The organism is Spongiibacter marinus (genome assembly GCF_016906995.1).
Classification (GTDB): domain Bacteria; phylum Pseudomonadota; class Gammaproteobacteria; order Pseudomonadales; family Spongiibacteraceae; genus Spongiibacter; species Spongiibacter marinus.
Genome location: NZ_JAFBBD010000001.1, coordinates 1 through 24,309, shown reverse-complemented (window position 1 = coordinate 24,309; position 24,309 = coordinate 1). Strand labels below are relative to the sequence as shown.

Sequence of the window (24,309 nt, the reverse complement as noted above, 5' to 3'; positions counted from 1 at the left end):
CTTATGGCTGCCTCGCCCACGTCGCGCCGCCATCAGTTCTTTCTTGCCGTTGCCATGCTGGTCGCATTGGCAACGGCGGCGGGCTTGGTGACCTTGGGTAACTGGCAACTGGAGCGACGGGTATGGAAGCTCGGGCTGATTGAGCGCGTCACTGCACGCGTGGACGCCGCTGCGCAAGCGGCGCCAGGCATTGCAGATTGGCCCGATATCAATCGAGACCGCGATGAATACCGCCACATTCGCCTTCGCGGCGAATACCTTAGCGATGCGACACTGCTCGCCAAAGCTGTAACCGAACTGGGCAGCGGCTACTGGGTGATGACGCCGCTGCGCACCGAGCACGCCGGCACGGTGATGGTGAATCGCGGCTATATCGACCAAGGCGTGAGCGCACCTTTACCGCCGGAAGGGCCTCAGGAAGTGACGGGCTTGCTCAGGCTCACTGAGCCAAAGGGCGCATTTCTGCGCGATAACCTCCCCGAACAACAGCGCTGGTATTCGCGGGATGTCGAGGCAATGGCAAGCGCCTTGAGCGTGCCGCTGGCGCCATACTTCGTCGATGCAAAAACGGCGGAATCCGGTGCCAATGCCCCGGTCAGTGGGCTGACTGTTGTCACCTTTCACAACTCTCACATGGTGTACGCCTTGACCTGGTATGCGCTAGCCGCCATGGTTTTGGCTGCGGCTGCTATGCTGTATCGAGAGGCGAAGCGCCGCCGCTAAGCAGGCCGGCGCGCTCTAGAGCTGGATGGCCGTCTCTTACGTATAATAACGACCGCTATCACCGCGTGGGAGAAACCCTAGAATGTCACACCCCCGGGCCAGGGCAGGCGCTCTGTTGGCCGCCATGTCGCTGCTCAGTTATCGCAACAATGAAACCCTCAGCAAACATATGCGCCAGCTGGTGCAGCTGCGCTGGTTGGCGGTGCTCGGGCAGCTATTTACCATATTGGTCACTCATTTTAGTTTGGGGGTCGATCTGCCGCTGGCAAAAATGTGTGGGGTATTGGCGGGTCTGGCGGCCTACAACCTGGTGTACGAAATCAGTTTGCGCCTCGGTCGCGAGCTCTACGCCGGCGAGTTATTTGTCGGACTGCTGGTCGACATGTTCACCCTCACGGCTCAGCTCTACCTGAGCGGCGGCGTCAGCAACCCCTTTGCCTTTCTTTATGTATTGCAAGTGGGGTTGGCGGCGGTGCTGATGGTGGCACCACTGGCCTGGACACTGGCGGGCGTCGCTGCGCTGTGTTTTTTGTGGCTGGCGGAAGTCGGCCACCCGCTGGCTGGCTTGCCACTGGACTACCACCTCGGTGTCGACAGCGTTTACGTGCAGGGCATGTTTATCTGTGTGGTACTGACGGCAGCCTTGTTGGTGATCTTTGTTAACCGTATTACCCGTACTCATAGAGAACACGACGCCCGCCTTGCCGACTTGCGGCAGCGCGCCGCCGAGGAAGAGCATATTCTGCGAATGGGCTTGCTCGCCTCAGGCGCTGCCCACGAGTTGGGAACGCCGCTGGCGACTATCGACGTTATTTTGGGCGACTGGCGCCACATGCCGGTGTTCCGCGATTCCGCTGACCTGGGTGATGACATCGGCGAAATGCAAACCCAGGTTAAGCGCTGCAAGGAGATTGTTAGCGGGATACTCATGTCGGCGGGCGAAACGCGCGGAGAAGTCTCGGTAGAGACAACCGTCTGTGAGTTTTTTGATGAGCTGGTCGATGAATGGCGCAGCACACGCAATAGCCGAGAGTTGCGCTTCGACAACCAGTTTGGTGAGGATGTCGATATCGCCTCGGACTCGGTGCTGAAGCAAACCGTGTGTAATCTGCTGGATAACGCTTTAGAAGCGTCGCCGCAGTGGATTGCGTTGACCGTGCAGCGCGACGCCGACACCTTAATTATTGCGGTGCGCGACCACGGCCCCGGTTTTGCTGCGGAAGTTTACCAGCGCCTCGGCCAGCCCTATCAATCCACCAAGGGGCGGCCAGGCAGCGGACTGGGGCTGTTTCTGGTGTTTAACGTAGCGAGGATGTTGGGCGGTGTATTTGCGGCGCGCAACCTTGACGAGGGCGGTGCGGAGGTTATGCTTCGCCTCCCCCTCGATGCGCTGGTGTTAAAAGAGGACTAATGCAATGGCTGAGGCCGAGCACGATCAGAAAACCTTGTTGCTCGTCGAAGACGACGAGGCGTTTGCGCGCACGCTCCGCCGTTCATTTGAGCGCCGCGGCTATAAGGTTCACCACGCCACCCGCCTGGAACAGGTGGAAACGCTGCTGGCAGAGGTCTCTCCCGGTTACGCCGTGGTGGATTTAAAGCTCGATGGCGAGGCCTCGGGTCTTGCCTGTGTACAGGCCCTGCACAAACACGACAGCGATATGCTCATTGTGGTGCTCACCGGCTACGCAAGCATTGCCACGGCGGTTGAGGCGGTGAAACTTGGCGCCTGCCACTACTTAGCCAAGCCCTCAAATACCGATGACATTGAAGCGGCCTTCAACAATGCCGAAGGCAACGCCGATATAAAAGTGACGGGGCGTGCGACCTCCATCAAAACCCTGGAGTGGGAACGCATCCACCAAACGCTGGCTGAAACCGACTTTAACATCTCTGAGACCGCACGCCGCCTCGGCATGCATCGCCGCACACTGGCGAGAAAACTGGCTAAGCAGCAAGTTAAATAAACGGCGCTCGCCAACCCTATCCCACTATTCGAATTTTCCTTTCTCCCACGCCGGCAGGGCAGCGGTGCGGTGCCGTTACTGCTACTCCTGCGCAGGGGCAAGAAAATGCGCGCCCCTCAATAGCAAATGAAAATCGTTCTCGTTATAATGCGCTGCAGCGCCAACTCGCGCCTGCGCGGCGTAGTCATTGCGCTGACAAATTAGGGATGAAAAAGCAGAGAGACGGGAGTGATGGCGGGAACGCGCACTGAAAAAATCTGGCGGTTTGTGTTGGCTGGGCCGCTGGTACTACTTGCCACGCTCATTATTATGGCGGGTAGTTCTCTCTGGCTGCCTGAGGGGCAAGCACAGGTTAATAACTTCGTTATTCCGGTAGTGTTGCTGCCCGCGATCTGGGCAGTGCTGTTCTTTTATAGCGTATTGGATCGGCTGGGCCGCGCTTCGGTAGTGATCTTCATATTGACTGCCGTGCACGCGGCGTTAATTGCGCAGCACCTACTGCAAGCGCAGCAATAAACGGCGAGAAATCGATGCTAAAGCTACAGCAAAAAACGACTCAAACGATGCTGGCGCTTCACGGCTGGGGCGCGGTGATTTTCGGCCTGCTGCTCTACTGGGTGATCTTAACCGGCACGATCGCGGTATTCGCCGACGACATAAATGACTGGGCCTCGCCGCTGCCGGCCGCTATACCGGAAACCTTTCCACTGGGCACTGATGCTATGTTGAGAAAGGCCGCCGCCGATGTGGCGCCTGAATATCTCGACGAGCTCATTGTCTTTGCAACTGCAGGCGGTCGTATCCGTGCTTTTTTCCACACTCATGCTGAGGCAGAGGATGGAGAACACCCGGAAGAAAAGGGGGTGTTATTCGTATTTGACCCGGCCAGTGGAGACATCCTGCAGCGCTTTGAGGGCACCCAGAGCGAGATCGAAGCGCAAAGCCACTACGGCAAGCTCGGACACTTTCTGGTCGAATGGCATGTGCAACTGCATGTGCCCTCGCCCTGGGGGCTGATGTTAACCGGTATTCTTGGCCTGAGTTTATTAGTCGCCTGCGTCAGCGGTTTTGCCATGCACCGCCATCTTGTTAAAGATGCGTTTTTACGTCGCCGGCGCGGTGGAGATGTGCTCAGTCACAAAGACGCCCATGTGATGGCGAGTACCTGGAACCTGCCGTTTGCGTTTATTTTGGCGTTTACCGGCAGCTTCTATAGCCTGGCCGGCGCCTTTGCCATTCCCGCCATTGCCATGGTGGCGTTCGGCGGCGACCAGGAAAAACTTATCGAAACCGTTCAGGGCTTACCTCCGGCCGAGGACCCGCGCCCTGCCGAAATGGCGAATATCGACGCCATGTTGGAAGACGTTCGGGCGGCGGGGCATCGCACGCGGTTTTTAACCGTTGACCACTGGGGAAGGCAAGACGCACGCATTAGCGTATTTCCCTGGCAAGCAGAGGGCGAGCTGTTGCCCAAAGGCTACGCCTTCGACGCCCAGACTGGTGAAAATCTTGGTGAAAAACCGGCATTGGGGCAATCGCCCTCGCTGGGCAGTGACCTGGTTGCGCTTATGGGGCCGCTGCATTTTGGAAATTTTGCCGGTTGGTTGTCGAAAACGGTGTGGTTCGCTCTGGGGTTTGCCGGCGCCTATGTCTGTATTAGTGGCCTGACCCTATGGGTTAAGCGCCGAGAGCAGCAGAAAACATGGCAGTATTTATTGCGGGCAACACTATGGAGTGCTTGGGGGCTTCCCCTTGCACTGGTCGCCGCCGCGGCGGCCTATTTGCTGCAGCAGGCTGGTGTGCTGGCTGGGGCAGTTGAGCCGCTGATGTTCAAGGCCTTCGGTCTTTGTCTGGCGCTAAGCGGTATTCTTGCCGGCATCGTTCGCCGTGTTACCGGCGTGCGGCGAATACTCGTCATCAGTTTGGGGCTAGGACTTTGCGCCTTGGTAGCGCTGCGTTTGTTGCTAGGCGGCCCGGGCTGGGTAAGCGCGGCCACAAGTGGTTTAACGGCTGTTGTGGTTTTGGATGTTGCTCTGCTGCTTGGCGGGGCCTGGCTGCTTCGCCGTGAATGGCGTCAAACCCTGGCGTTGCCCGAGGAACCCCTCATTGATACCGGCGACATGGAGGTTAACACGCCATGATGTTGCTGCTCAGCATTGCCGTCAGCGCGCTTAGCGTAACAGCGCTCGCCCTGCGCGACCCAAAGCGATTGCGTTGGCGTCAAAAATTAGCACGCCATGGCGCAAGCCCCGCCAAAGGCTTTTCGCCACTTCCGCAACGTCAGCGTAGATGGCTGCTCACCGCAATGCTGGTGCCTGGTGTGCTGCTTGCGCTGGCGGGAATGTGGGCCAGCCTGATGTTATGGCTGGGTGCCAGCCTAACCTATGGCTGGCTGCTCTCCGAAGTTCTTGCATCCCGTCCTTAAACGACCACACAACAATACATGCCATACGCGTTTGCTATCGTGTAGACGGGGTCCACGTCATTAGAGGATAAAGAGTGCTCATCAAAGAATGCAATAAAACAAACCCTATGAGGGGGGAAAGTTGGCTACTTGCGCTCATCGCTGCCGGAGGGCACCAGCGTTAAATAGGGTGCGGTTAAACCGCCGCAACAACGAAGCGGCTCCGCTTCTGGCGTGGGCAAAGTTTCGTTCCTCGATTGCACTTCGCGCTTCACCTTCTCTGGTGTGGGAAATTTCGAAACTGAGTTAGGCTTCTTGTTGATTATCATTATTCCCCCTTACTTGATTTCAGCTAGCGCACCGGCGAGGGCGGCATTGGCTTTCGCTAATCGCACTGCTCTCTTTAACCTCGCTTCGAGGTTTGCTTATCGCTTCTCTGGCTGGGAGGTATCTAGCAAACAGGTGGCGATTCACCTTTCGAGGATCCTGTCACCTAGTCTGCGAGCGAGGATGACTCAATCCAATACATTTTACCGTTGTTGATCCCCCGGACGCCCATCGTCATACCCCAGTCGATAACCACGACCGCTATATCAGCGCCGGTTGATAAACAGCCCGGCGCAAACTTTCTCACATCCTGAGCCAGCCAAGTCAGTTGTTCCTTTAGCTGTGATTTCGTGGAACAGAACAGTGAACCCTTTTTGGTGTACTTGCCGCCAGACACGTCTGTGTTGCTTTGCCTCTTCTGCTATCCTGGCCTTTATCGCTTTGCGCTGGCGCTCTTGTGCCCGTTCCTGAGCGACTTTAAGTGGCTTCTCAATTTCTTGAGTAAAGGCCTTGATGCCGCTTTTGCACGACGCCAATGCCTCGTCGGTAAGAAGAAATTTGCTGGCACTTGGCATCTTTTGGAATCGAATCACGTTTTTACAGGCGCTATTTAGCTCGCTCTTGGTGTTAGCGCTTATAGTCGCCGTTCGTTCACTTTCGATCAGTGATAGCGCTTACTGTGTCCCATAGTAGGCCGATAACAACGTCGCAGCTTCTTGCTTCTTGCTTCCTGCGCTCAGCTTCCAGTTCCTTCTCGTATTGAGCGGCATAAAAAGCCATCTTTTCTGGGCAGTCAGATAGCGCTGCACTCAATGCTGCAATATCACGCTGTTTTACGTCTGGATCTGTGCCCTCCATAACTGCGTTAATCCGATCAAGGTCGGCACAGGACGTACTGGCTAATTTCTCTTTGACGGGTGTAGGCAAGCTATCGGCTTCAGCATACAGATCAATGGCAGCACTGATGGTGTCAGTATTCTCATCCACCAAAGTTTGCGCACGAACAATATCTTCCTGTTCCCGCTGCTGTTGACTGCGGATGGCTTCCTGTTCCTGCTGAGCCCGCGCAATCTTAAATTGCTCAGTTTCAGCGATGCGAGCTTTGTACTCTGGCAGCTTTCGTTTGCAGTTAGCGAAGCTTCTATGCCCAAAACTCCCAAGCCCGCCTTTGCATGGCTTTTGGTATGTACCTGTCATGCAGGCGGTTGCATACTCAACAAAGCCGCTACACTGGCCAAACACACTATCTCGCGGCGTTTTCCCAAGCGGTCATTACCTTTAGTATCCGTGAACAACATATCCATCGTGCGGGGTTGTGACTGTTATTCGATACCTTTTGCGGCTGGAACTACCTTGTACACCGAAACGGGGTAGGACACCAAAGGTATTCTTAATGACCATAGCAGCGCGACTGACGGGCTTTTGTATATCCCAATGAGTAGCAGTTTATTCGCCCGAGCTGGGAGGATGCACAGTTCTGTCTCGGTTTGGCGGGCTGAGCTGATTTCTGCGGCTGTAGTGGTCAACTAAGCCGATTTTCTTTGCACTTACTATGTCGATTTGTGGGTGGGGGCTTTGCTAAAAAACGACGATACCCTAAAACCTGCTTACATCGATAGTTACATCGAGATTTTTAAGACGGGAATTTTGGTTGATGTTTTTTTCTAAGTCATTGATTTTAAATGGTGCCCAGAGGCGGAGTTTTTTAGCACCGAAAGTAAGCCATTGAAATTGCGTAAATACTTCTAACTGATTGAAGATTAAGGAGATATTATGCAACAGGGTGCTACACAAAGTGCTACACATCGCGCAACGTTTATCGGGGACTGCTCAGACTATTTGCATCGACGTCGTGCGTCGAAATACTGGTATGTCAGAAAGCGGATACCGTCCGATTTGGTCGGAAATCCCATTCTTGCAACACGGCAGGGTAGACCTCGGAAAGAGCTAACTAGGTCGACGGGTAAAGTTTCAAAGCACGAAGCGGCTGGGGTGGCCGCTAAGATACTCGCTGAATGGGAGGCATTGTTTGCATTGCTTCGAGGCGAGGAGTTCGAGGGCATTGCAGCTCCCAATCGGTGTGAAACCACCGATCAAGAGCCTAATAAGTCACTTCCGGATGAAGCCTCCAAGCTCTACGACTATCTAATGAGCCTTATTGTTCACCGCAAAAAGCAAGAGGAGGGGCTGTTAGACCAACACCGTAGGGACTTCGTCGTTCGCAATAGCGATCAGTTATCCCCAGATAATGTAGATCAACTGTTAGCGCCACTTGGAACAAGTGATTACCTCAGCCTCTATGAAGCCAAAGCTATAGAGCTGCTGGGGGATACGGCTATGGCTCGTAACTTTGCAAAAGTCACCGGCGAGTATTTGCAGTGTGATTATGGGCAAACGCTTGGCGAGGTATTGGATCAGTACCTTGAACACCGTGTCGCGAATGGCTCTCGTACTTCCGCGATTAAGAACGTCCGAAAAGTTGTTGCTCTATTCGCTCGTGAATGCCTGGCTCCGATGGGGCTGGCAATGCCACTCAATAAGATTAACAAGCAGCATGTCAGGGCGTTTGTTAAACAGGCCCAGCAACATTGGCCGGGCCAAACAACCTGTTCTGACAATATTTCAACTATTTCTACCGTATTTCGCTATGGTGTTCGTGTTCTTGATGCGGCAGATACCAACCCTTTCGAGCATGCAGTGGGACTGTTGCCAAAGTCCAAGAGAGGGGTTCGTAAGGCTATCCCCAATGAAGCCTATGACAACGCGATGCTTAGGGAGATGCTTCCTGATCTTGCGCGATTCAGTATTAAGGGGACATCTGCACCGACTCGGGTTCTCCTGCCGACAGTACTGCTGGCCATGTACTCGGGCATGCGTGTAGAGGAAGTGTGTCAGCTCAAGAAGGACGATATCCGGATCGTTGACGGAGTAAGAGCCATTTTTCTACCCTATTCGAAGTCTCAGGCTGGCATACGAGAAATACCGCTCAATCGGGGTAGTGAGCTGGTTGTAGATTGGTTGATCGCAAATTCACCTGACAACTACCTTCTGCCGGGGTTGGTGACTCACGATGACCGCCGTTCAAAGAAGGTTTCAGACCGCTTCAATCGCTGGAAAACGGGGTACTTTCCTGATGACAGCCACAAGCGTAGATATACCTTGCACAGCTTCCGAAGTACGGCAATAACCGCTCTAGATCGAGCTGACGTACCGGACGAGTATATCTCCCTCCTGGTGGGACATGAGGATGGCAGAAAGACTCTGGCAAAAACAGTGTACTCCGCCGGTAAGAGACTGCGTCAACTCCATGAGCCTGCTTTGAAAATCGATTATGGCGATGAGTTGTTCGGTATGGCTAAAAAATTACTAGCCACCCTCAATCTCTCGGAGTAGCTCCTTTAGGTAAGTGTGATCATCTTTGCACTTCAGGGCGCGAGGGAGCTCCTCTCTGAAGATGTTCTTCAGCGTTGTTGGCTCCCACTTACCTTTGCGACTAACTGTCTTGATACCGGAATCGTTGAGCTCGGCTGAAATCCACTTGAGGCTATGAGACATGAGAAGGACCTCGCTATGCAGTGCGCCTAGGTCCTTTAAGCACCGAAAATTAGCGACGCATTTGCATTTCTCAGGGCAAAGTTCACGGAGGATTTCGATTTTTTTCTGGACTCTCCTTTTTGCCTTCGAGCGGCTTGCAGCCCTCGTTGCGCTTGAAGTTGCCGGTGTTTTCGCTGCTGTCATTACGCCACTCTAAATTTTTTTCAACGGATTTTCACCCCCCCCTTATAAATAGTCTATGAATCGGTGCTATTTCGGCCGGTTCCTCGGTCCGTTATCGCGTACATAGCAGCTATGGCGTGCTTACCGGAATGGTGAAAATTAGAAGATAAACGACTGTGCCCAGCTAGTGGGTGCATTGAATATCTTATTGTCTAACAAAAAGAGGAAATATATGTATAACGTTAAATTGAGTAAAAAATCTATCAAGCAGTTGGTTAGTGGGGAATATTCATCGAATAATGCAGATAGCAGGGAGCAACTAATTGATTGGTTGCGGTCAATGAATACGACCTACCACCTAACATTGACATTTCCGTATCTAGAGGCGGAAGCCCGCTGCACGGAGCATCTCAACGAATTTTTTCACAAGCTAAATTTGCGAATCTTCAGAGCTCGTTATGGTCGGGTCAAATCAGATTGCCTGGCGGGGGTGGTGGTGATGGAGGATACTCCTGCGAAGGATACTGTTCACTTCCATGTGTTGATTGAAGGGCAACAGTACCTCCCTGAATTCGAAAGAATGAAGAAGCTTATTGAAGGTATTGTGGCGTCAATGAATCGTGGTAAGCGAAAGAAGGTGGATAAGTTTCAACTTGACCAATATCGACTCGCAGAAGGTAAGAGCCTGGAAAGGTATCTCACGAAAGTCTTTGAAAACAGCAGAACTGATGTCGAGGCGCTTGATCGATTTGCGTGCTTATCGATCGGTGGGATTCAGTTCGGTGAGATAGGTAAGAGCTCTCGCTACGGGAAAACTGGATTTCATATAAAAAAGAAAGTCACGGCTTCATACTAAGGCATACGATGCCTATCGGCCACAGCTTACCCCGTACCGTACGGAGCTTCTCCCGCTGGCGGTCACATGGCATCGAGCAATACCGAGCTCAACAGGCGTCGATATGGACGCCGTACCAGCTGAATTGACATGTAGGTTAGTTCCAGCGCACCCACTAAGTAGAAGAACACTAACAAGCAGAAAACGTGTTGCCATGATGCTGCCCTCCTCGTCGAGGTATTAAGCGCGCTTTTCCTGCGCGTGTTCCTTCGGTGATTCGCTGCTTTTCGGCTTAACGTCGCTCCAGCAGTTCGCACAAAACGCAGCTTTAGGTGATCTTAGCAAGTGCCCACAATCAGGGCATTCTGGTCCCATTAACGACAACCTATGGTGATGGATGTCTGACCGCTCACTAAGCCTGTGGCTGGTAATACTCTCAAAGATATCTAGTGGAATTTGGTTGAGTAACCGCCACTCCTCGCTATCTCTGTCAATCAGTACAGGAATGCCTAGCAATGGCTTAATAATGCTGTACTCCGTTTCATCCAAAAATGGTAACTCTGCGTCACAGCGCCAACAATAGTGTATTTCCATTACAGTGGTTCTCCGTTAGATCAATTCAAAGGGGCGCTCGTGAATATTTTCTTGTTCGCTCCATGCTGAATATGCCTTGCAATAGCTAGTTGTGAGAATCTCCACGTCGCAGTCGAGGGCAGTAAACTTGTCGAATTGTGCGTGTAAAACAGACCCCTCATATACAGAGGCCAACAATTTGATGCGTTTTTTATCGGGCTGTGCATCCGTATGAAACGCGGTCAGTACGTCGTTGTATAGCGTTTCGTAATCTACGTCAGTCACGTCTGGTAGGTGGATGCGGCGGATACGCTGATAGCCTTTCTCTGGGAAAAACCTATCTGACAGCTCTTGCCCAGCCTTGCTGCTTGGCATATAGAGTGCAGCCAATAGCATGAGCCCATCGGCGGCCACCGTATGACTGGTTCTGGGTAGCCAGACGACTTTGCCTTGTCGTGTTTGAGCTACCCAGTGAATATTGCTGTTCTCATAAAGCTCTATTGCGTTGTAGCCCTGGCATATTCCATTGTCGTAAGGGTGCGGTTTGCCCAGTTGCAATCGTGCGGTAATCGTCGCCATACCAACTCCGTGTGGTGTCTTAGTAAATCCGTATCAGCCAGTCCAGATGCCGTCATCGAGCCTGAGATAGCCGTCTATGGGCTTGTTGTAGAGATATATCCAGCAGTTAGGGCCTGCTTCCAACTGCATCTGCTGTCGAATATAGAGCGAAGAGCACGGAGAATCCGGGTTATAGCCCTCCAAGTGATCCAATGCCGCCAGTGTGTCATCGTCTACGGCATACACTTCAACAAAAACAGGTTGTTCGGAAGCGCTCCGCGTTGCGCCAGGGAAGGGGCCTAGATCATAGAGTGAAATTCCCATAATCCACCCCTCGTCAACTAATGGGCTGTCCCCAAGCAGCGAGTGATTGCTAAAACCGCTCTTTAGTGTGCCGTATACACCCACATACTGATTAGCTAACTTTGGGAAATGTATAGTGTTTGCCATAATTGCCTCCTAGTTACCGACCATACTTATCCATAAGCGCTTCAAGCGTTGCTTGAGCTGCCTTCGCTTTGGCTTCAGCCTTTGCTAATTTCCTTTGCTCAATAGCCAGGGTATCCCGATGATTTTCAGGTTTGTTGGCCTCTAGGAAGCGTTGGGGTGAAAGATCGCTATATCGACCATTGGCATCCCCCCGTTGAAGTTCCTTGATATCCACTGCAACGGAATCTTGTTCGGTGCTTGTGTAAAAACTATTTTCCGAAGGGTTTGGCTCAGCTAGGGCATTCATCAGCGCGGATGATTGCTTCATAAAGCGCACAGGTTCATCCGCTTTCGCTAACTTGCGAATCACCAGTAAAGACGTCCAGTCGAGAATGCTGTCCAGAGCAATCACTGATTCAACGTGACCATTGCTTAGGAAATAGTCACGAATCTGCCCATCATAGCCCCCTCTGGATAGCCAGCCGTCAGGAACTATCACATACGCCTTTCCCTGCTTCTTGAGTTGTCGAAAAGTTTGTTGAAGCCAGAGCGAAAGTGTTGCGGTACTTGGTAGCTCTCCTTCGGGCTTAAGCACAAAGGGGAAGTGCTGCTGGTAGGAAATGCGCTGTTGCTCACTAAGAGGTAGAGCCGCTGGCGGCTCCACTAAGGCTGTATCATAAAGCTCAGGTTCGTAGGCTAGGGGGTTAATAGCATGTTCCACATCCCCACAGGCACCTAGCAAGTAATCTTGGCGTATGAATGCAGCGTCTCGCTTTTCTGCAATATGAAAGCGGTGGCTGAGAACGCCAATCTTGCTGTCGTCCTCAACAAAAACACCATGCTTCGGTTTTAGTCTTTGGCTTTTAAAGGCCAAGCCACAATGGCTGTCGATAAAAGACTTACCGCTTAAATCCCCCAGTAAATATTGAAAAAAACTGGCTTGTCTCACATAACTGCGAGAGGGTCGGTGATAACGCTCAGCATAGTACTGACGAACAGCTTGGGCCGTTATAGGGAGCTCATTCAGGTGGTAAAGTGTGAATTCCGCAATGGCTCTTGCGACAAGGTTAGACAGGCGGCTGAGGCCCGAGGGGTCCCAAGGTAAATCGGGCTCTCTTTTCTGTATTTCTGCGAGTGATCTATACAGAAAGCCTTCATAGGGAGCGCAGAATTTTTCTTCATCCTTGAGTACCTCGGTAATTATGCCGGGGTGTTTGGTGCCAAGCGCCAAGAACAGCGCGACGGCCTCGCAGAATTCATCGGGCTTAATGCGGCCCTTGCAGAGGTCACGGGTTTCCAAAAGCTTGGAAATTATGCGGGTTTTCTCGCTGTTCATGACCACAATAACCCCTCAATCATGCTCGTTGCCGTCGCATATTGCTGTTCGGCAAGGGCCTGTGTCGCTCGGAATGCTTCATTCCTTGCATCACGAATTTCTGCAATAGCTTTGCGCGTCTGTGGGTCAGGTATAGGTACTTTTAAACGACGAAGATCAGCAGCCCTAATGCTTGGGGTGCCTTTTCCCAACGACAAACCCAACCTCTCGCGCGACGAGGGTGTGTTAATAAGTTCGGCAAGGTAAGCGTGGCTAACTTCTGGCTGATGTGGGCGAATTATCGCGAAATTCGCGGAGGTTAATAGCGGTTCTGCGTGCAGCGCCTCGGCAAAGACGGTTGCTCGAATATTGCCCCGTGCCAATACGAGTACATCGCCAGTCTGTGCAATAAAGCGCTTTGTGTTGTGTTTGTGTTTCCATACCGGAATAAGCCGAGATTCCACAATATTTCCGTGTTCGTCCAAGCTGTTTCCGCTAATTAACAATAGGCGATCCTCACCTTCTAGCGGCAATTTGGAGTAATAACTGACCGTCGCACCCATAAAAATTTCGGCAATTTCGCCAAGGGGAGTCAAATTTCCTGCTGCCATGCTTACCCCCTTAAAATAATTATTCGTAATTAAAATACGATTTAAATGGTAGGGCTGAGGTGGTAAAATGTCAATCGTAAACGAAATACGAAATTAAGGCTTGTCGCGGAATAACTGCCCCATAAGTCCGCAGTTCGTGGAGTGTGGCCGCACTATAAAAATGCGCTGGCGATAGCGCTTTACAATGGCAGCAGCTTTTATACACTCTGTGCATGCCCCTTGCTGGGCAGCATGGAAACATAAGGAAAATCAACGGAATGGCAATTACGCTCCAGCAACTCGAGTCCTTCCTCTGGGAAGCCGCCGACATCCTTCGCGGCAACATGGACGCGTCCGAATACAAGGACTACATCTTTGGCATGATGTTCCTGAAGCGTCTGTCGGATGCTTTTGAAGAAGCCAAAGAGGGTGTCGTTCAGTACTACATCGGTAAAGGTAAGACCGAAGCTCAAGCCCGTGAGTTGGCTGACGACGAAGACGAGTACGACAAGACCTTCTATATTCCACCTGTGTCCCGATGGGATGCCATCAAAGACCTGAAGCACGACATTGGTGCTGAACTGAACAAAGCCACCGAAGCCATCGAAGAATACAACGCCTCACTGGAAGGTGTGTTGGTATCCATCGACTTCAATATCAAGAACAAGCTGTCAGACAAGAAGCTGCGTGACCTGTTGAGCCACTTCAGTCGCCACCGTCTGCGCAACGAAGACTTCGAGCGTCCTGACCTGTTGGGTACTGCCTACGAATACCTGATCAAGATGTTCGCGGACTCAGCGGGTAAGAAGGGGGGCGAGTTCTATACCCCCTCTGAAGTGGTACAGCTGCTGGTGTCATTACTCAAGCCCCATGCGGGTATGCGCATCTATGACCCTACAGCGGGTTCTGGCGGTATGTTGGTGCAAACCCGTAACTACCTAGCCCGGAATGGTGAGAACCCTTCGAACCTGTCGTTGTTCGGTCAGGAAATGAACCTGAACACATGGGCGATCTGCAAGATGAACATGTTCTTGCACGGCGTATACAGCGCAGACATTGCCAAGGGCGACACACTGAGAGAACCCCAGCATACCCAAGGTGGTCAGCTGATGACCTTTGATCGGGTAATCGCCAATCCGCCTTTCAGTTTGAAAAAGTGGGGTAAGGAAGAAGCGGATGCCGATAACTACGGTCGCTTCCCATATGGTACTCCACCGAAGGACGCCGGTGATCTGGCATTCGTCCAGCACATGATCGCCAGTCTGAATGCGGAAGGCATGATGGGCGTAGTCATGCCCCATGGGGTGCTGTTCCGGGGTTCCAGTGAGAAAGAAATCCGTAAGGGCATACTGAGCGATGACCTATTGGAAGCGGTCATTGGTCTGCCGTCAGCCCTGTTCTACGGTACCGGTATTCCTGCCTGTCTGTTGATCATCAACAAGAACAAACCGGCTGAGCGCAAAGGCAAGGTGCTGTTCATCAACAGCGAACTGGAATTTGAAGAAGGCAAGAACCAGAACAAGCTTCGCCCAAAGGACATTGAAAAGATCGTTCAGACCTTTGACGACTATGTAGAGATCAAACGGTATTCAAAGGTCGTGACCTTGGTGAACATTGCCGAAAACGACTACAACCTGAATATTCGCCGCTATGCCGATACCAGCCCACCCCCGGAAATCTATGATGTACGGGCGATCTTGCATGGTGGTATTCCCGTGCGTGAAGTGGAAAGCGAGTACATCCGTGAAGAAATACTGGAAGACTTTGATGTCAGTACGGTCTTTGTGAAGCGCGATACCGACTACTTTGAATTCAAACCAGAAATTGAATCCAAGGAAGCCATACGGGAAACCGTGGGTGATGTAGACGCCAAGGTCATTACCCAGCTGGAACGGTGGTGGGACAAATACCGGGTGTCGTTGAAGCAACTGGATTCACAGGTGACGGAAGCTGAAGACGTGATGAAAAGGTATCTGACGGAGTTGGGTTATGAGTAATCCGGTTCCAGATGGGTGGTCGCTTCAGCCGTTATCCGCTTTAGCAAATTACTATAATGGTCGTGCATTTAAGCCAGAAGATTGGTCAGGTGAAGGGCTGCCGATCATTCGAATAGCACAAATCAATAACCGAAACGCCGACCTAGATTATTACGCTGGCGATGATGTTTCTGACAAGAACTACATTCGAAACGGTGATTTACTATTTTCGTGGTCGGCGACGTTAACCGCCTTACTTTGGGATCGCGGCGACGCTGTTCTCAATCAACATATATTCAAGGTCGAAGAAAAAGATGGCATTGATCGTTTATTTCTACACCAACTGATTCTAAACAGTATTGATCCGCTTGCGGAACTTTCACACGGCAGCACCATGAAGCACATAAAGAAGGGTGTGCTTGATGAATATTGCGTGGAAACACCTCCGCTTCCCGAACAACAAAAAATCGCTGCCATCCTGTCCACCGTCGATGACGTGATCGAAAAGACCCGCGCACAGATCGACAAGCTGAAAGACCTTAAAACAGGGATGATGCAAGAGTTGTTGACCAAAGGGATTGGTCCGGGCGGCGTTCCGCACACTGAATTCAAGGATTCGCCAGTAGGGCGGATACCGGTGGGGTGGGACACGGAATTACTAGATAATGTGGCAAAGCGCGGAAGTGGGCATACACCAGACAAGTCAAAGGGCGAGTATTGGAATGGCGGTATCAAATGGATTTCTTTGTCAGATTCTGATCGGTTAGATAAGTTATACATTTCAGAATCTCAAAAACAAATTAGTGACCTGGGTATAAAGAACTCTTCGGCTGTACTTCATCCCGCAGGGATTGTTGTTATGTCCCGCGATGCTGGGATTGGGAAAAGTGCAATAACAACCTGCCCAATGGCAGTTAGTCAGCATTTCATGGCATGGAATTGCGGTTCAAGGTTAGACAACCATTACCTATATTACTTACTCCAATATTGGAAGCCAAAGTTCGAAGCAATCGCAATTGGCAGCACTATTAAAACTATAGGTCTTCCTTACTTTAAAAAACTTCTAGTTCCCGTGCCGCCTATTGAAGAACAGCACAAAATCGCAGCGAGTTTGAAAAGTGTTGATTCAGCGGTATTTGAATTGCAGAAGAAGGAAGCTTCAATTGTTAAAGTCAAAAAAGCCCTAATGCAAGACCTGTTAACCGGTAAGGTCAGGGTAAAAGTCGATAATAAGGAGTCAGCAGTAGCCTGAGTTCGGGCGCTGCCAATACGATGTTTCAGGATGAACTCGACAAGGTAGAACAGCCCGCCCTAGACCAGCTGACCAAGCTGGGCTGGGAATACGTACCCGGTGCCCAGCTGTCACCCGACAATTCAAGCGAACGAGCGTACTACCGTGACGTGCTGTTGGTTAACCGCCTTGAAGCTGCCCTTCGAAAGCTGAACCCATGGATTAGTGAAGAAAATCTTCGGAAGGTGATGCGTGAAATTACCCACCCGAACTATGCTGGGTTGATGGAATATAACCATGCCATCTATCAGATGATGGTGAATTACCTGTCAGTGGAACAGGACTTGGGTAAAGGTCGCAAAGGGCAGACGGTCAAGATCATTGATTTCGACTATCCCGCTAATAATGACTTCCTGTGTACCAATCAGTTCAAGATCGAAGGTTCCAATCAAAACATCATTCCTGATGTCCTGTGCTTTGTTAACGGTATTCCGCTGGCAGTGATCGAATGCAAATCACCCTATGTGGCGGATGCTATCGGTGAAGGCATCAATCAGCTTCGCCGCTATGCCAATCTACGTTACCCAGAAGAACACGAAGGGGCTGAAAAGCTGTTCTGGTATAACCAGCTGATGGTCAGTACCTGTCGGGATCAAGCCAAGGTCGGCACGATCAGTTCCAGTGCCCAGCACTACGGGGATTGGAAAGATGCTTATCCATTCACCGATGCTGATATCTGCGACAAACCAAAATATGAAGTGCGGGAAATGGCATCACCAGTTTGTTACGAAGGTGAAGTCAATGTTGCCACCCCCGTGACAGCGCAACAACGACTGATTGCCGGGATGTTCAGTCCCGCTAATTTCCTAGACCTGATTCAGAACTTCACTATCTTTGAGGCGGTCGATGGTCGTTTGATCAAGAAGGTGGCGCGGTACCAGCAATACCGAGCGGTGAACAAGGTCATAGAACGGCTAAAAACCGGCAAAGATCGAAAAGAAAAGTCCGGGGTCGTATGGCACACCCAAGGTTCAGGAAAGTCCCTGACGATGGTTATGCTGGCGATGAAGATGCGCCGTGACCCGGAGCTGAAGCAATACAAGCTGGTATTCGTCACAGACCGTACCCAGCTGGATAAGCAGCTGTCGGATACCTTCGGCAATGCCCAGAGTGAAACGATCCATAACGCAAAATCGGTAGCGTCCCTGAAAGACCTTCTTCGCAAAGATTCATCCGACATCGTGACCGCCATGGTGCAGAAGTTTCAGGATGCGGAAGCCGAGGGTGACTTCAAAGACCTGAACCCCAGTGACAAGATCATTGTTCTCGCAGATGAAGCTCACAGAACCCAGTTTGGGAATCTGGCGGCGACCATAAATGCAGCATTGCCCAATGCCCCCAAGATTGGCTTCACCGGTACACCGTTGTTGAAGACCCAGAAGATGGATCAGGCATTCGGTGGCTATATCGACCAGTACAAAATCAATGAAGCGGTCGAAGATGGGGCGACAGTTCGTATCATCTACGAAGGGCGTCAGGTGCAGACAGATGTGGTCGGTGACTCACTGGATGCCCTGTTTGAAGAATATTTCAAAGACTACAGCCCGGAAGAAAAGAAGGAAATCAAACAGAAGTACGGTGTAGAACGGGCAGTGCGTGAAGCACCCAACCGGATACGCTGGGTCTGTATCGACCTGTTGAACCACTATAGGGAAAAGATTCAGCCCAACGGCTTTAAGGGCATGATCGTGGTCGGTAGTCGCTATGCTGCGACCCTGTACAAGAAGACGCTGGACGAATTGGGTGCGCCACCGTCTGAGGTGATTATCAGTGGCAAGCACAACGATGAACCCATCTATGCGCCGTATACCAATAGTGCCGACCACAAGCGAATCATCAAGAACTTCACTAAGCCGCTGGGTACTGACAAGGAAAAAGAAGACCCGACTGCCTTCCTGATCGTTAAAGACATGCTGTTGACCGGCTTTGATGCGCCAATAGCTCAAGTCATGTATATCGACCGTAGCTTGAAAGACCACACCCTGATGCAGGCTATTGCGAGGGTGAACAGAACCTACAAGGGTAAACAAGCGGGATTCGTCGTGGACTACTATGGTCTGTCAGATCACCTGACTGAAGCCCTAGATATGTTCAGCAGTGACGATGTTGAAGGTACCTATCATTCCCTTAAAGACGAAATACCCAAGCTGAAAGCCGCCCATACCAATGTCGCGAAAATCTTCAGCACCGTGAAGGGTGAAGACATCGATGATTACGTACTGTTCCTAAAAAACGAAGACACCCGGCAACAATTCGAACTGGCGTACAAGAAGTTCTCCAAGCAGATGGATGTAATCTTGCCGGATGTAGCTGCCAAGCCCTTTGTGCCCGACCTGAAATTCTGGGGCAAGGTTCAGAATGCCGCCCGTAACCGCTACCGCGATCCGGGGCTGAATATCAATGACGCCGGTGAAAAGGTGCGCAAGCTGGTCGAAGATCACATTATCAGCACCGGGGTAGACCCCAAGATACCCCCGGTTGACTTGATGGCAGCGAACTTCAAGGAATCGGTCGATCAGATCAAGTCCCCGGAATCCCGCGCTAGTGAGATTGAAAGTGCGATCAAGCACCACATCACGGTCAACCTTGATGAAGACCCCGAATACTATAAGTCACTTAGTTTGCGGCTACGCGAAATCATCGAACAAACCAATGGCAAGTGGGACCAGCAGCTGGAACTGCTGTTGGACTTGGTTTCAAATATTGAAACCGAACACAAACAGGCGGCTGATGACCTTGGGCTGACCGAAACCGAATTTGCTTTCTACAACATTCTGATGGCGGAAGTGACAGGTCATAGTGATGATGGTGTGGTCACTGATGAAGTGCATGAAGATATCAAAGCGACCAGCCAGTCACTGGTGCAGACCTTCGACGAAGCCACCCAGATCGTTGATTTCTTCGCCAAACCCGATGAAGTAAAGCGGATGAAGAAGGAGATAAAACGGGCAATTTTGGACTGTTCCTATGGTGACAAGGCAATAGTCACGGTCGTACAAGACCGTTTCATGGAACTGGCGAAGACCAAATTCCGATGATGGCTGCAATGAAACCCCTTTCACAGAAGCATGAGTACCGGGAAGCCAGCGGCTTTATTGCTGAAGTCATTCGTACCGAACGAAGAAAGACAGCGGACATCCGGGTTGAAGATGGGGCGGTATCGGTTGTGGTGCCCCATGACTTGCCCATTGAGCGTATAGATTCGCTGCTGAAGGAAAAGCGGAAGTGGATCAAAGACAAGATCGTACTGCATCGCCAAGCGCAGCCGGTTAGTGAAAAGCAGTTTGTGTCGGGTGAGGCTTTTTCCTATCTGGGTCGGAATTACCGACTGAAGGTTGAGAGGGGAGCATTCCAGCCTGTACGCCTGATTAACGGACGATTGGTAGTCACCGTGCCACAAGGCAAAGACCAGCCGCACATGATCCGTAATGCCCTTGTGCGCTGGTATAAGCGACAGGCTGAACAGAAGCTGGTGGAGAAGGTTGAACGCTACGCGCCAGTGGTGGGCGTTGAGCCGACAGGGGTGGGTATCAAGTCCTTCAAATCCCGGTGGGGAAGTTGTACCGCAAAGGGGCGGCTAGAGTTCAACTGGCGAGTGATGATGGCTCCGAATTCAGTTGTCGACTATGTCGTTATCCATGAGCTGTGCCACTTAAAGCAGCATGACCATTCTGCTGATTTTTGGCAAATAGTAGAGCGTGTGATGCCATCTTTTTTGGAAAAGAAGGCATGGCTGAAACAGTTTGAAATGAGCTTGAGGCTATAGCCGTCTGGCGCCTGCTGCAGGGATGCAATCTTGAAGAAATTAAGAATAGCGCTGTGTGTTTTGACGTTGTTGTCGTCTACGGGTATGTGGCTGGGGTATGCGTTTGAATACACGAGTGTTCAGCTAGGACGTCAGCTTGCGCTAGCAATTGTTTGGTGGGAGCGTTCTCCGGAATTGCTAAGTATGGAAATTTCCTCGGCCCTCGATGAAGATCGACTTGATGATGCCAGCGCATTGATCAAGATGAATGGGGGCTATGGCTACCCGCATCATGACGAATGGGATGAGGAAATGGAGCGCAAGTCCACATTCCTTTATGCAGCTAAGAAAGCACCAAGCGAAGTCTATCGTGGTGTTGCCTACGGGGAGATGAATAGTAAGGTTTCTACTTCTGCTGCGATCACGAGTGATTTTTTTGTTATTGGAGATTTTCGCGATCTAGCGATGGAAGGGTATAAAGTTTCCCAGGGTGAGGAGTTAGATCAGCTGGTTGCCGGGTTAGCTGCGTTTGGAATCGTAACGACATTTGGAACTCCAGTTGTTGATGGCGGTGTATCACTTGCCAAGGCTGCAGCCCGACAGACAGCAAAGCAATCTGCTGGGTTCAGGAAGCTTCTCCACAGTCGAGTAGTGGAAGCTGTGAATTACACTGAACTAAGGAAGTCGCTTCAGGTTGCGGAATTCACCCCGTCAGGTATCAAAGACTTGTCTGTGGCTGTAAAGAAAAGTATTAGGCTCGATGGCATAACCGAATTCTTTCGGGAGCTTGGATTGATTGCTCGGAATTCGGGAGGCGTGGAAAATGCTTTAGCACTTACCAAGCACGCTTCGGATATGGATACGCTTAAGACAGTTAGAAGAGCGACTCAAGGCTTTGGTGACAAAACTGCGCTGATGGTCAGGCTCGGAGGCGAAAGGGTAATAAAGGTCTTTGGGAGGCTCTTTCAAAAGTTGGTTTGGCTCGTGGGCGCTATTCTCGCCGGTTTGTTAACGCTACTACAGATATTGCTGCTGTTTATAGCGGCGCGTTCTGGTCGAGGCGCTCACTTACAGGCTGCTTCCATTGCTGCTTGAGATTCGTTGGTGTGCGTTAGAGGCTGATAAAGGTTGTCAGATTTCGGAGAGGGTTTAAGGGCAAGTTTCTGAATCGTTAAACAGCAATGCAAAGTTGACGAAGGTGCTGGCTTCCATTCACGAAGAGAATATTCGGTTACGTTTAGAGCTAGGCGATACGAAAGGATTTGATGAGGGCAGCGACCTACGAATTGTTGACGATACAGGCCTGAAGATTGATGGCGATATTGTTATTTCAGCGGTTAGTTATTCCAAGCGTAAGCGCAAATTTTATGTTTCTACCGATTTTGGCAGCGATAACTGCTGGTTGAACCCGGCGAATCATTTTTTACGAGGTATTAAAAATTCTGTAGTGGTTGCGATTGGGTCCTCAAGTTCGCATCTGTAAATTACAGTTAGCTTGGGTTTTGTGCTTGTGGGTTGAGTGCTTCCTGCATCTGTGTGGTGCGGGGAGCTATATTTTTAGTTTAGTCGTGGCTTGATATTTTTGGGATAAGGGGGACATATGGATGAGTCGATAGGGTTGTTTTTTGTGGGCTTATTGATAGGAGGAGTCATAGCGATCATAGTTGCTTTTAATGGTTGGAGGGCAAGGCGGGGTATTGTGAAAGAGAACCGCAACCTAAAAGATCATTTGCATACCCAGATGGGTATAAATGCGATTGGTAATGAGGAGCAGAGGAAGAAGCTTGAGGAACTTTCTAAGAAAAATGAAAATCTTCGAATTTCTTTGGCTGCTCTAAAAAATCGTGCTGATAAATCAGAATTACGCACTTTGTATCTCTATGACAAAGCAATTCACATGATGTATGAGAAGAGTCCTGGTTTTGCCCCTGCGTGGGAAAGCGTCCTTAAGGAGGCTGAGGGCGAGCTAGCTAAAACAGAGACAGGGCTGTTGGCTTGGACTAGAAAGATCATTCGGCCCGCTCTTGGGGTTGAGCGTGCTGCGGTTCAGCCTCCTGCTGTTGAGGATTCTCGTTCGTCGAGGATATCGGTCACTGATGACAATCATCAGGCTCGTCGGTAAATACCCGCTCTTAGAGTGATCAGACACCTATTCCTCAAAATATAATTTTGGGGAATAGAAATCCCTCGATATTGCTGAATTTCCTTACGTTTGTTATCATTTATTCCACAATTTATTGATATATTCAATTAAATGGGGAATAGGTGTGGCCGTTGTCGATGCTGTAAAAACCATAGATGAGGTCAAGGACGTTGCTAGATTATTGAAAAAGCACCGGGGCGAGATTTATTCCGATTTATGGGTGTTTGGCGTCAATGTTGGCTTGCGAATATCCGATTTATTGTCAGTGACCATGGTTCAGGCTCGGTCTGGAGTGTTGGAAATACTAGAGGGTAAAACGGGCAAGAAGCGCAAAGTGACACTTAACGACACCGCTAAGGCAATCGTGAACAAGCGCATTGTCGATAACCCGAGCCACATCTACCTTTTTCAGGTGGACAGCAATCGAGCGAAGAATAAGCCGTTAAGTCGCTCAGCGGTCTCCAAGGCCTTTGCAGAGGTTGGTGAAATTCTTGGCATTCAGCTAGGCACTCACAGTATGCGGAAAACCCTGGGTTGGGTAATGCACTCTCAAGGCGCAAGCATAGAGCGGGTTTGCAAGGTGCTTAATCACTCACATCCTGCGGTTACGATGAGGTACATAGGGCTAACCGATGCGGACACACAGGCGGCTTACAGTGAGTTCGAAATTCGGGTATAAAGTGGGTCTGAACTCGGCAGTTTTGGAGTAGAAAGCTGCTACACAATTTATGCATTTCAGTGCTACACATCAGAAAATAAAAAGGCCCTAACTCTTTGAAAGTTAAGGCCTTTTCGAAATATGGTGCCCAGAGGCGGAATCGAACCACCGACACGAGGATTTTCAATTAAAGAAGTAGCTGCTGAAAATTCTTAACTATTTGATATTTAAAACTTTTAAAAACTCCGATAACACCCTAAACCACTGTATAAACTCGTTGATTTGTCCAAGATTGGTCCAGTTTGGCATCGTTTTCCCAACTGGTTGGTAGGCCAGCAGATACCCCTACGGGAGGTAAGTTTTACCTATTTACCAAAAGCCTATAAAGAGGAATACCCGCTGCTTTTTCCCGGACTCTGCCGTGTTAAACAGCCCCAGAATATGTTGGTGTGGCCAGCCGAAGTACTGCGGTGGCCAATCCGTCGGAACCGGGAGCAGTTGCGAGGCTATTTGCGGCGTGCACCGCTGCCGTGGTTCCGCAAACAAAAAATTGAGAAAAGTTTTACCGACCAGATAAGTCGATTGCTAGAAACATCATCACTGGATGATTCGGCCAGTTTTACGGAGATCGCTTCGCAACTGCATATGACGGAGCGTACACTGCGCAGAAAGCTTACTGAAGAGGGGAGCTGCTTTCATCGCCTCAAAGGAGATATTCGGAGGGACAGGGCGATTTACTGGTTGAGTAAGGGAGATGTGTCGATTGCTGAAATCAGCCATCATGCCGGGTATGCCGATCCGGCGGCTTTTATTCGCGCTTTCAAGGCCTGGACCGGGCTACCCCCGGGCTTGTACCGACGGCGTTTGCTGGCGGCGGAGTGACCGTAGGGGAGCCCAAAATGCTGTGTTGGTATGCGTATGAGCGAGTTACAAGAAATTATAAAAGCACGCTTAAGTCAGTATCGTCGTAAGCGCTCAACAAACCCCGCTCTTGCGCTCAGTCGTTTTCTAATCTCCCGTCGATAACAGGCGACTGCCCCGCATCTTTTATCGCCGAGAGC

Annotated in this window: 24 protein-coding genes; 17 read left to right on the top strand and 7 right to left on the bottom strand. The window is 50.8% G+C overall.

Features of this window, described 5'->3' with window-relative positions:
- Positions 1-3: 3 nt before the first annotated feature.
- The 6 genes from HNR64_RS00120 (at position 4) to HNR64_RS00095 (ending at position 5,112) form a co-directional block, all read left to right on the top strand.
- A complete protein-coding gene (locus tag HNR64_RS00120; RefSeq protein ID WP_204994617.1) occupies positions 4-723 on the top strand; it encodes an SURF1 family protein in 720 nt (239 codons plus the stop codon).
- An 82-nt stretch (positions 724-805) separates the two neighbouring features.
- The gene (locus HNR64_RS00115) at positions 806-2,134 is read left to right on the top strand and encodes an ATP-binding protein (protein ID WP_204994616.1); all 1,329 of its coding nucleotides are present in this window, start codon (positions 806-808) and stop codon (positions 2,132-2,134) included.
- Positions 2,135-2,138: 4 nt separating this feature from the next.
- Positions 2,139-2,687 carry a response regulator transcription factor gene (locus HNR64_RS00110; protein WP_204994615.1) on the top strand — a complete coding sequence of 183 codons (549 nt, stop codon included), beginning with the start codon at positions 2,139-2,141 and terminating at the stop codon, positions 2,685-2,687.
- Between the two features lie 231 nt (positions 2,688-2,918).
- Entirely contained in the window at positions 2,919-3,203 is a 285-nt protein-coding gene (locus tag HNR64_RS00105; RefSeq protein WP_204994614.1) for a hypothetical protein, read from the top strand.
- 14 nt (positions 3,204-3,217) lie between these two features.
- Complete coding sequence (locus HNR64_RS00100; protein ID WP_204994613.1) at positions 3,218-4,828, top strand: PepSY-associated TM helix domain-containing protein; 1,611 nt, start codon at positions 3,218-3,220, stop codon at positions 4,826-4,828.
- The gene (locus HNR64_RS00095; RefSeq protein ID WP_204994612.1) at positions 4,825-5,112 is read left to right on the top strand and encodes a hypothetical protein; all 288 of its coding nucleotides are present in this window, start codon (positions 4,825-4,827) and stop codon (positions 5,110-5,112) included. The genes HNR64_RS00100 and HNR64_RS00095 overlap by 4 nt, the downstream gene beginning before the upstream one ends.
- Positions 5,113-5,684: 572 nt before the next feature.
- Here the strand turns inward: HNR64_RS00095 and HNR64_RS00090 are convergent.
- Together HNR64_RS00090 and HNR64_RS00085 are read right to left on the bottom strand one after the other, a co-directional pair.
- Positions 5,685-5,993 (bottom strand): hypothetical protein, encoded by a 309-nt coding sequence (locus HNR64_RS00090; RefSeq protein WP_204994611.1) that lies wholly within the window; start codon positions 5,991-5,993, stop codon positions 5,685-5,687.
- Positions 5,994-6,069: 76 nt separating this feature from the next.
- Entirely contained in the window at positions 6,070-6,615 is a 546-nt protein-coding gene (locus tag HNR64_RS00085; RefSeq protein ID WP_204994610.1) for a hypothetical protein, read from the bottom strand.
- Positions 6,616-7,191: 576 nt separating this feature from the next.
- Here HNR64_RS00085 and HNR64_RS00080 point away from each other — a divergent pair.
- Positions 7,192-8,811 carry a site-specific integrase gene (locus HNR64_RS00080; protein WP_204994609.1) on the top strand — a complete coding sequence of 540 codons (1,620 nt, stop codon included), beginning with the start codon at positions 7,192-7,194 and terminating at the stop codon, positions 8,809-8,811.
- 556 nt (positions 8,812-9,367) lie between these two features.
- Complete coding sequence (locus tag HNR64_RS00075) at positions 9,368-9,991, top strand: hypothetical protein (RefSeq protein ID WP_204994608.1); 624 nt, start codon at positions 9,368-9,370, stop codon at positions 9,989-9,991.
- A 219-nt stretch (positions 9,992-10,210) separates the two neighbouring features.
- On the opposite strand, the gene HNR64_RS17510 is transcribed toward HNR64_RS00075, so the two are convergent.
- The 5 genes from HNR64_RS17510 to HNR64_RS00050 all read right to left on the bottom strand — a co-directional run bounded on the left by HNR64_RS17510 (position 10,211) and on the right by HNR64_RS00050 (position 13,456).
- On the bottom strand, positions 10,211-10,345 hold the full coding sequence (locus HNR64_RS17510) for a zinc ribbon domain-containing protein (RefSeq protein WP_420853743.1): 135 nt from the start codon (positions 10,343-10,345) through the stop codon (positions 10,211-10,213).
- Between the two features lie 234 nt (positions 10,346-10,579).
- Positions 10,580-11,122, bottom strand: coding sequence for a hypothetical protein (locus HNR64_RS00065; protein WP_204994606.1), 543 nt, complete (start codon positions 11,120-11,122; stop codon positions 10,580-10,582).
- Positions 11,123-11,155: 33 nt separating this feature from the next.
- The gene (locus HNR64_RS00060) at positions 11,156-11,551 is read right to left on the bottom strand and encodes a gamma-glutamylcyclotransferase family protein (RefSeq protein ID WP_204994605.1); all 396 of its coding nucleotides are present in this window, start codon (positions 11,549-11,551) and stop codon (positions 11,156-11,158) included.
- A gap of 13 nt (positions 11,552-11,564) precedes the next feature.
- Positions 11,565-12,866: an N-6 DNA methylase gene (locus HNR64_RS00055; protein ID WP_204994604.1), complete on the bottom strand. Its 1,302-nt coding sequence runs from the start codon at positions 12,864-12,866 to the stop codon at positions 11,565-11,567.
- Entirely contained in the window at positions 12,863-13,456 is a 594-nt protein-coding gene (locus HNR64_RS00050) for a restriction endonuclease subunit S (RefSeq protein WP_204994603.1), read from the bottom strand. Before HNR64_RS00050 ends, HNR64_RS00055 begins: the two co-directional genes overlap by 4 nt.
- 257 nt (positions 13,457-13,713) lie before the next feature.
- Here HNR64_RS00050 and HNR64_RS00045 point away from each other — a divergent pair, with 257 nt between their 5' ends.
- From HNR64_RS00045 to HNR64_RS00005, 9 genes are all read left to right on the top strand, one after another.
- Positions 13,714-15,432, top strand: a complete 1,719-nt coding sequence (locus HNR64_RS00045) for a type I restriction-modification system subunit M (RefSeq protein WP_204994602.1) — start codon at positions 13,714-13,716, stop codon at positions 15,430-15,432.
- Positions 15,425-16,663, top strand: coding sequence for a restriction endonuclease subunit S (locus HNR64_RS00040; protein WP_204994601.1), 1,239 nt, complete (start codon positions 15,425-15,427; stop codon positions 16,661-16,663). The genes HNR64_RS00045 and HNR64_RS00040 overlap by 8 nt, the downstream gene beginning before the upstream one ends.
- Positions 16,664-16,683: 20 nt before the next feature.
- Positions 16,684-19,740, top strand: a complete 3,057-nt coding sequence (locus HNR64_RS00035) for a type I restriction endonuclease subunit R (RefSeq protein WP_204994600.1) — start codon at positions 16,684-16,686, stop codon at positions 19,738-19,740.
- Positions 19,741-19,748: 8 nt separating this feature from the next.
- A complete protein-coding gene (locus HNR64_RS00030) occupies positions 19,749-20,468 on the top strand; it encodes a M48 family metallopeptidase (protein WP_239547394.1) in 720 nt (239 codons plus the stop codon).
- A 30-nt stretch (positions 20,469-20,498) separates the two neighbouring features.
- The gene (locus HNR64_RS00025) at positions 20,499-21,542 is read left to right on the top strand and encodes a hypothetical protein (protein WP_204994598.1); all 1,044 of its coding nucleotides are present in this window, start codon (positions 20,499-20,501) and stop codon (positions 21,540-21,542) included.
- Between the two features lie 94 nt (positions 21,543-21,636).
- On the top strand, positions 21,637-21,930 hold the full coding sequence (locus HNR64_RS00020) for a hypothetical protein (RefSeq protein WP_204994597.1): 294 nt from the start codon (positions 21,637-21,639) through the stop codon (positions 21,928-21,930).
- A 117-nt stretch (positions 21,931-22,047) separates the two neighbouring features.
- Positions 22,048-22,569, top strand: coding sequence for a hypothetical protein (locus HNR64_RS00015; protein WP_204994596.1), 522 nt, complete (start codon positions 22,048-22,050; stop codon positions 22,567-22,569).
- A 145-nt stretch (positions 22,570-22,714) separates the two neighbouring features.
- Positions 22,715-23,269: a tyrosine-type recombinase/integrase gene (locus HNR64_RS00010; RefSeq protein ID WP_204994595.1), complete on the top strand. Its 555-nt coding sequence runs from the start codon at positions 22,715-22,717 to the stop codon at positions 23,267-23,269.
- Positions 23,270-23,530: 261 nt separating this feature from the next.
- On the top strand, positions 23,531-24,130 hold the full coding sequence (locus HNR64_RS00005; protein ID WP_204994594.1) for a helix-turn-helix domain-containing protein: 600 nt from the start codon (positions 23,531-23,533) through the stop codon (positions 24,128-24,130).
- Positions 24,131-24,309: the final 179 nt, after the last annotated feature.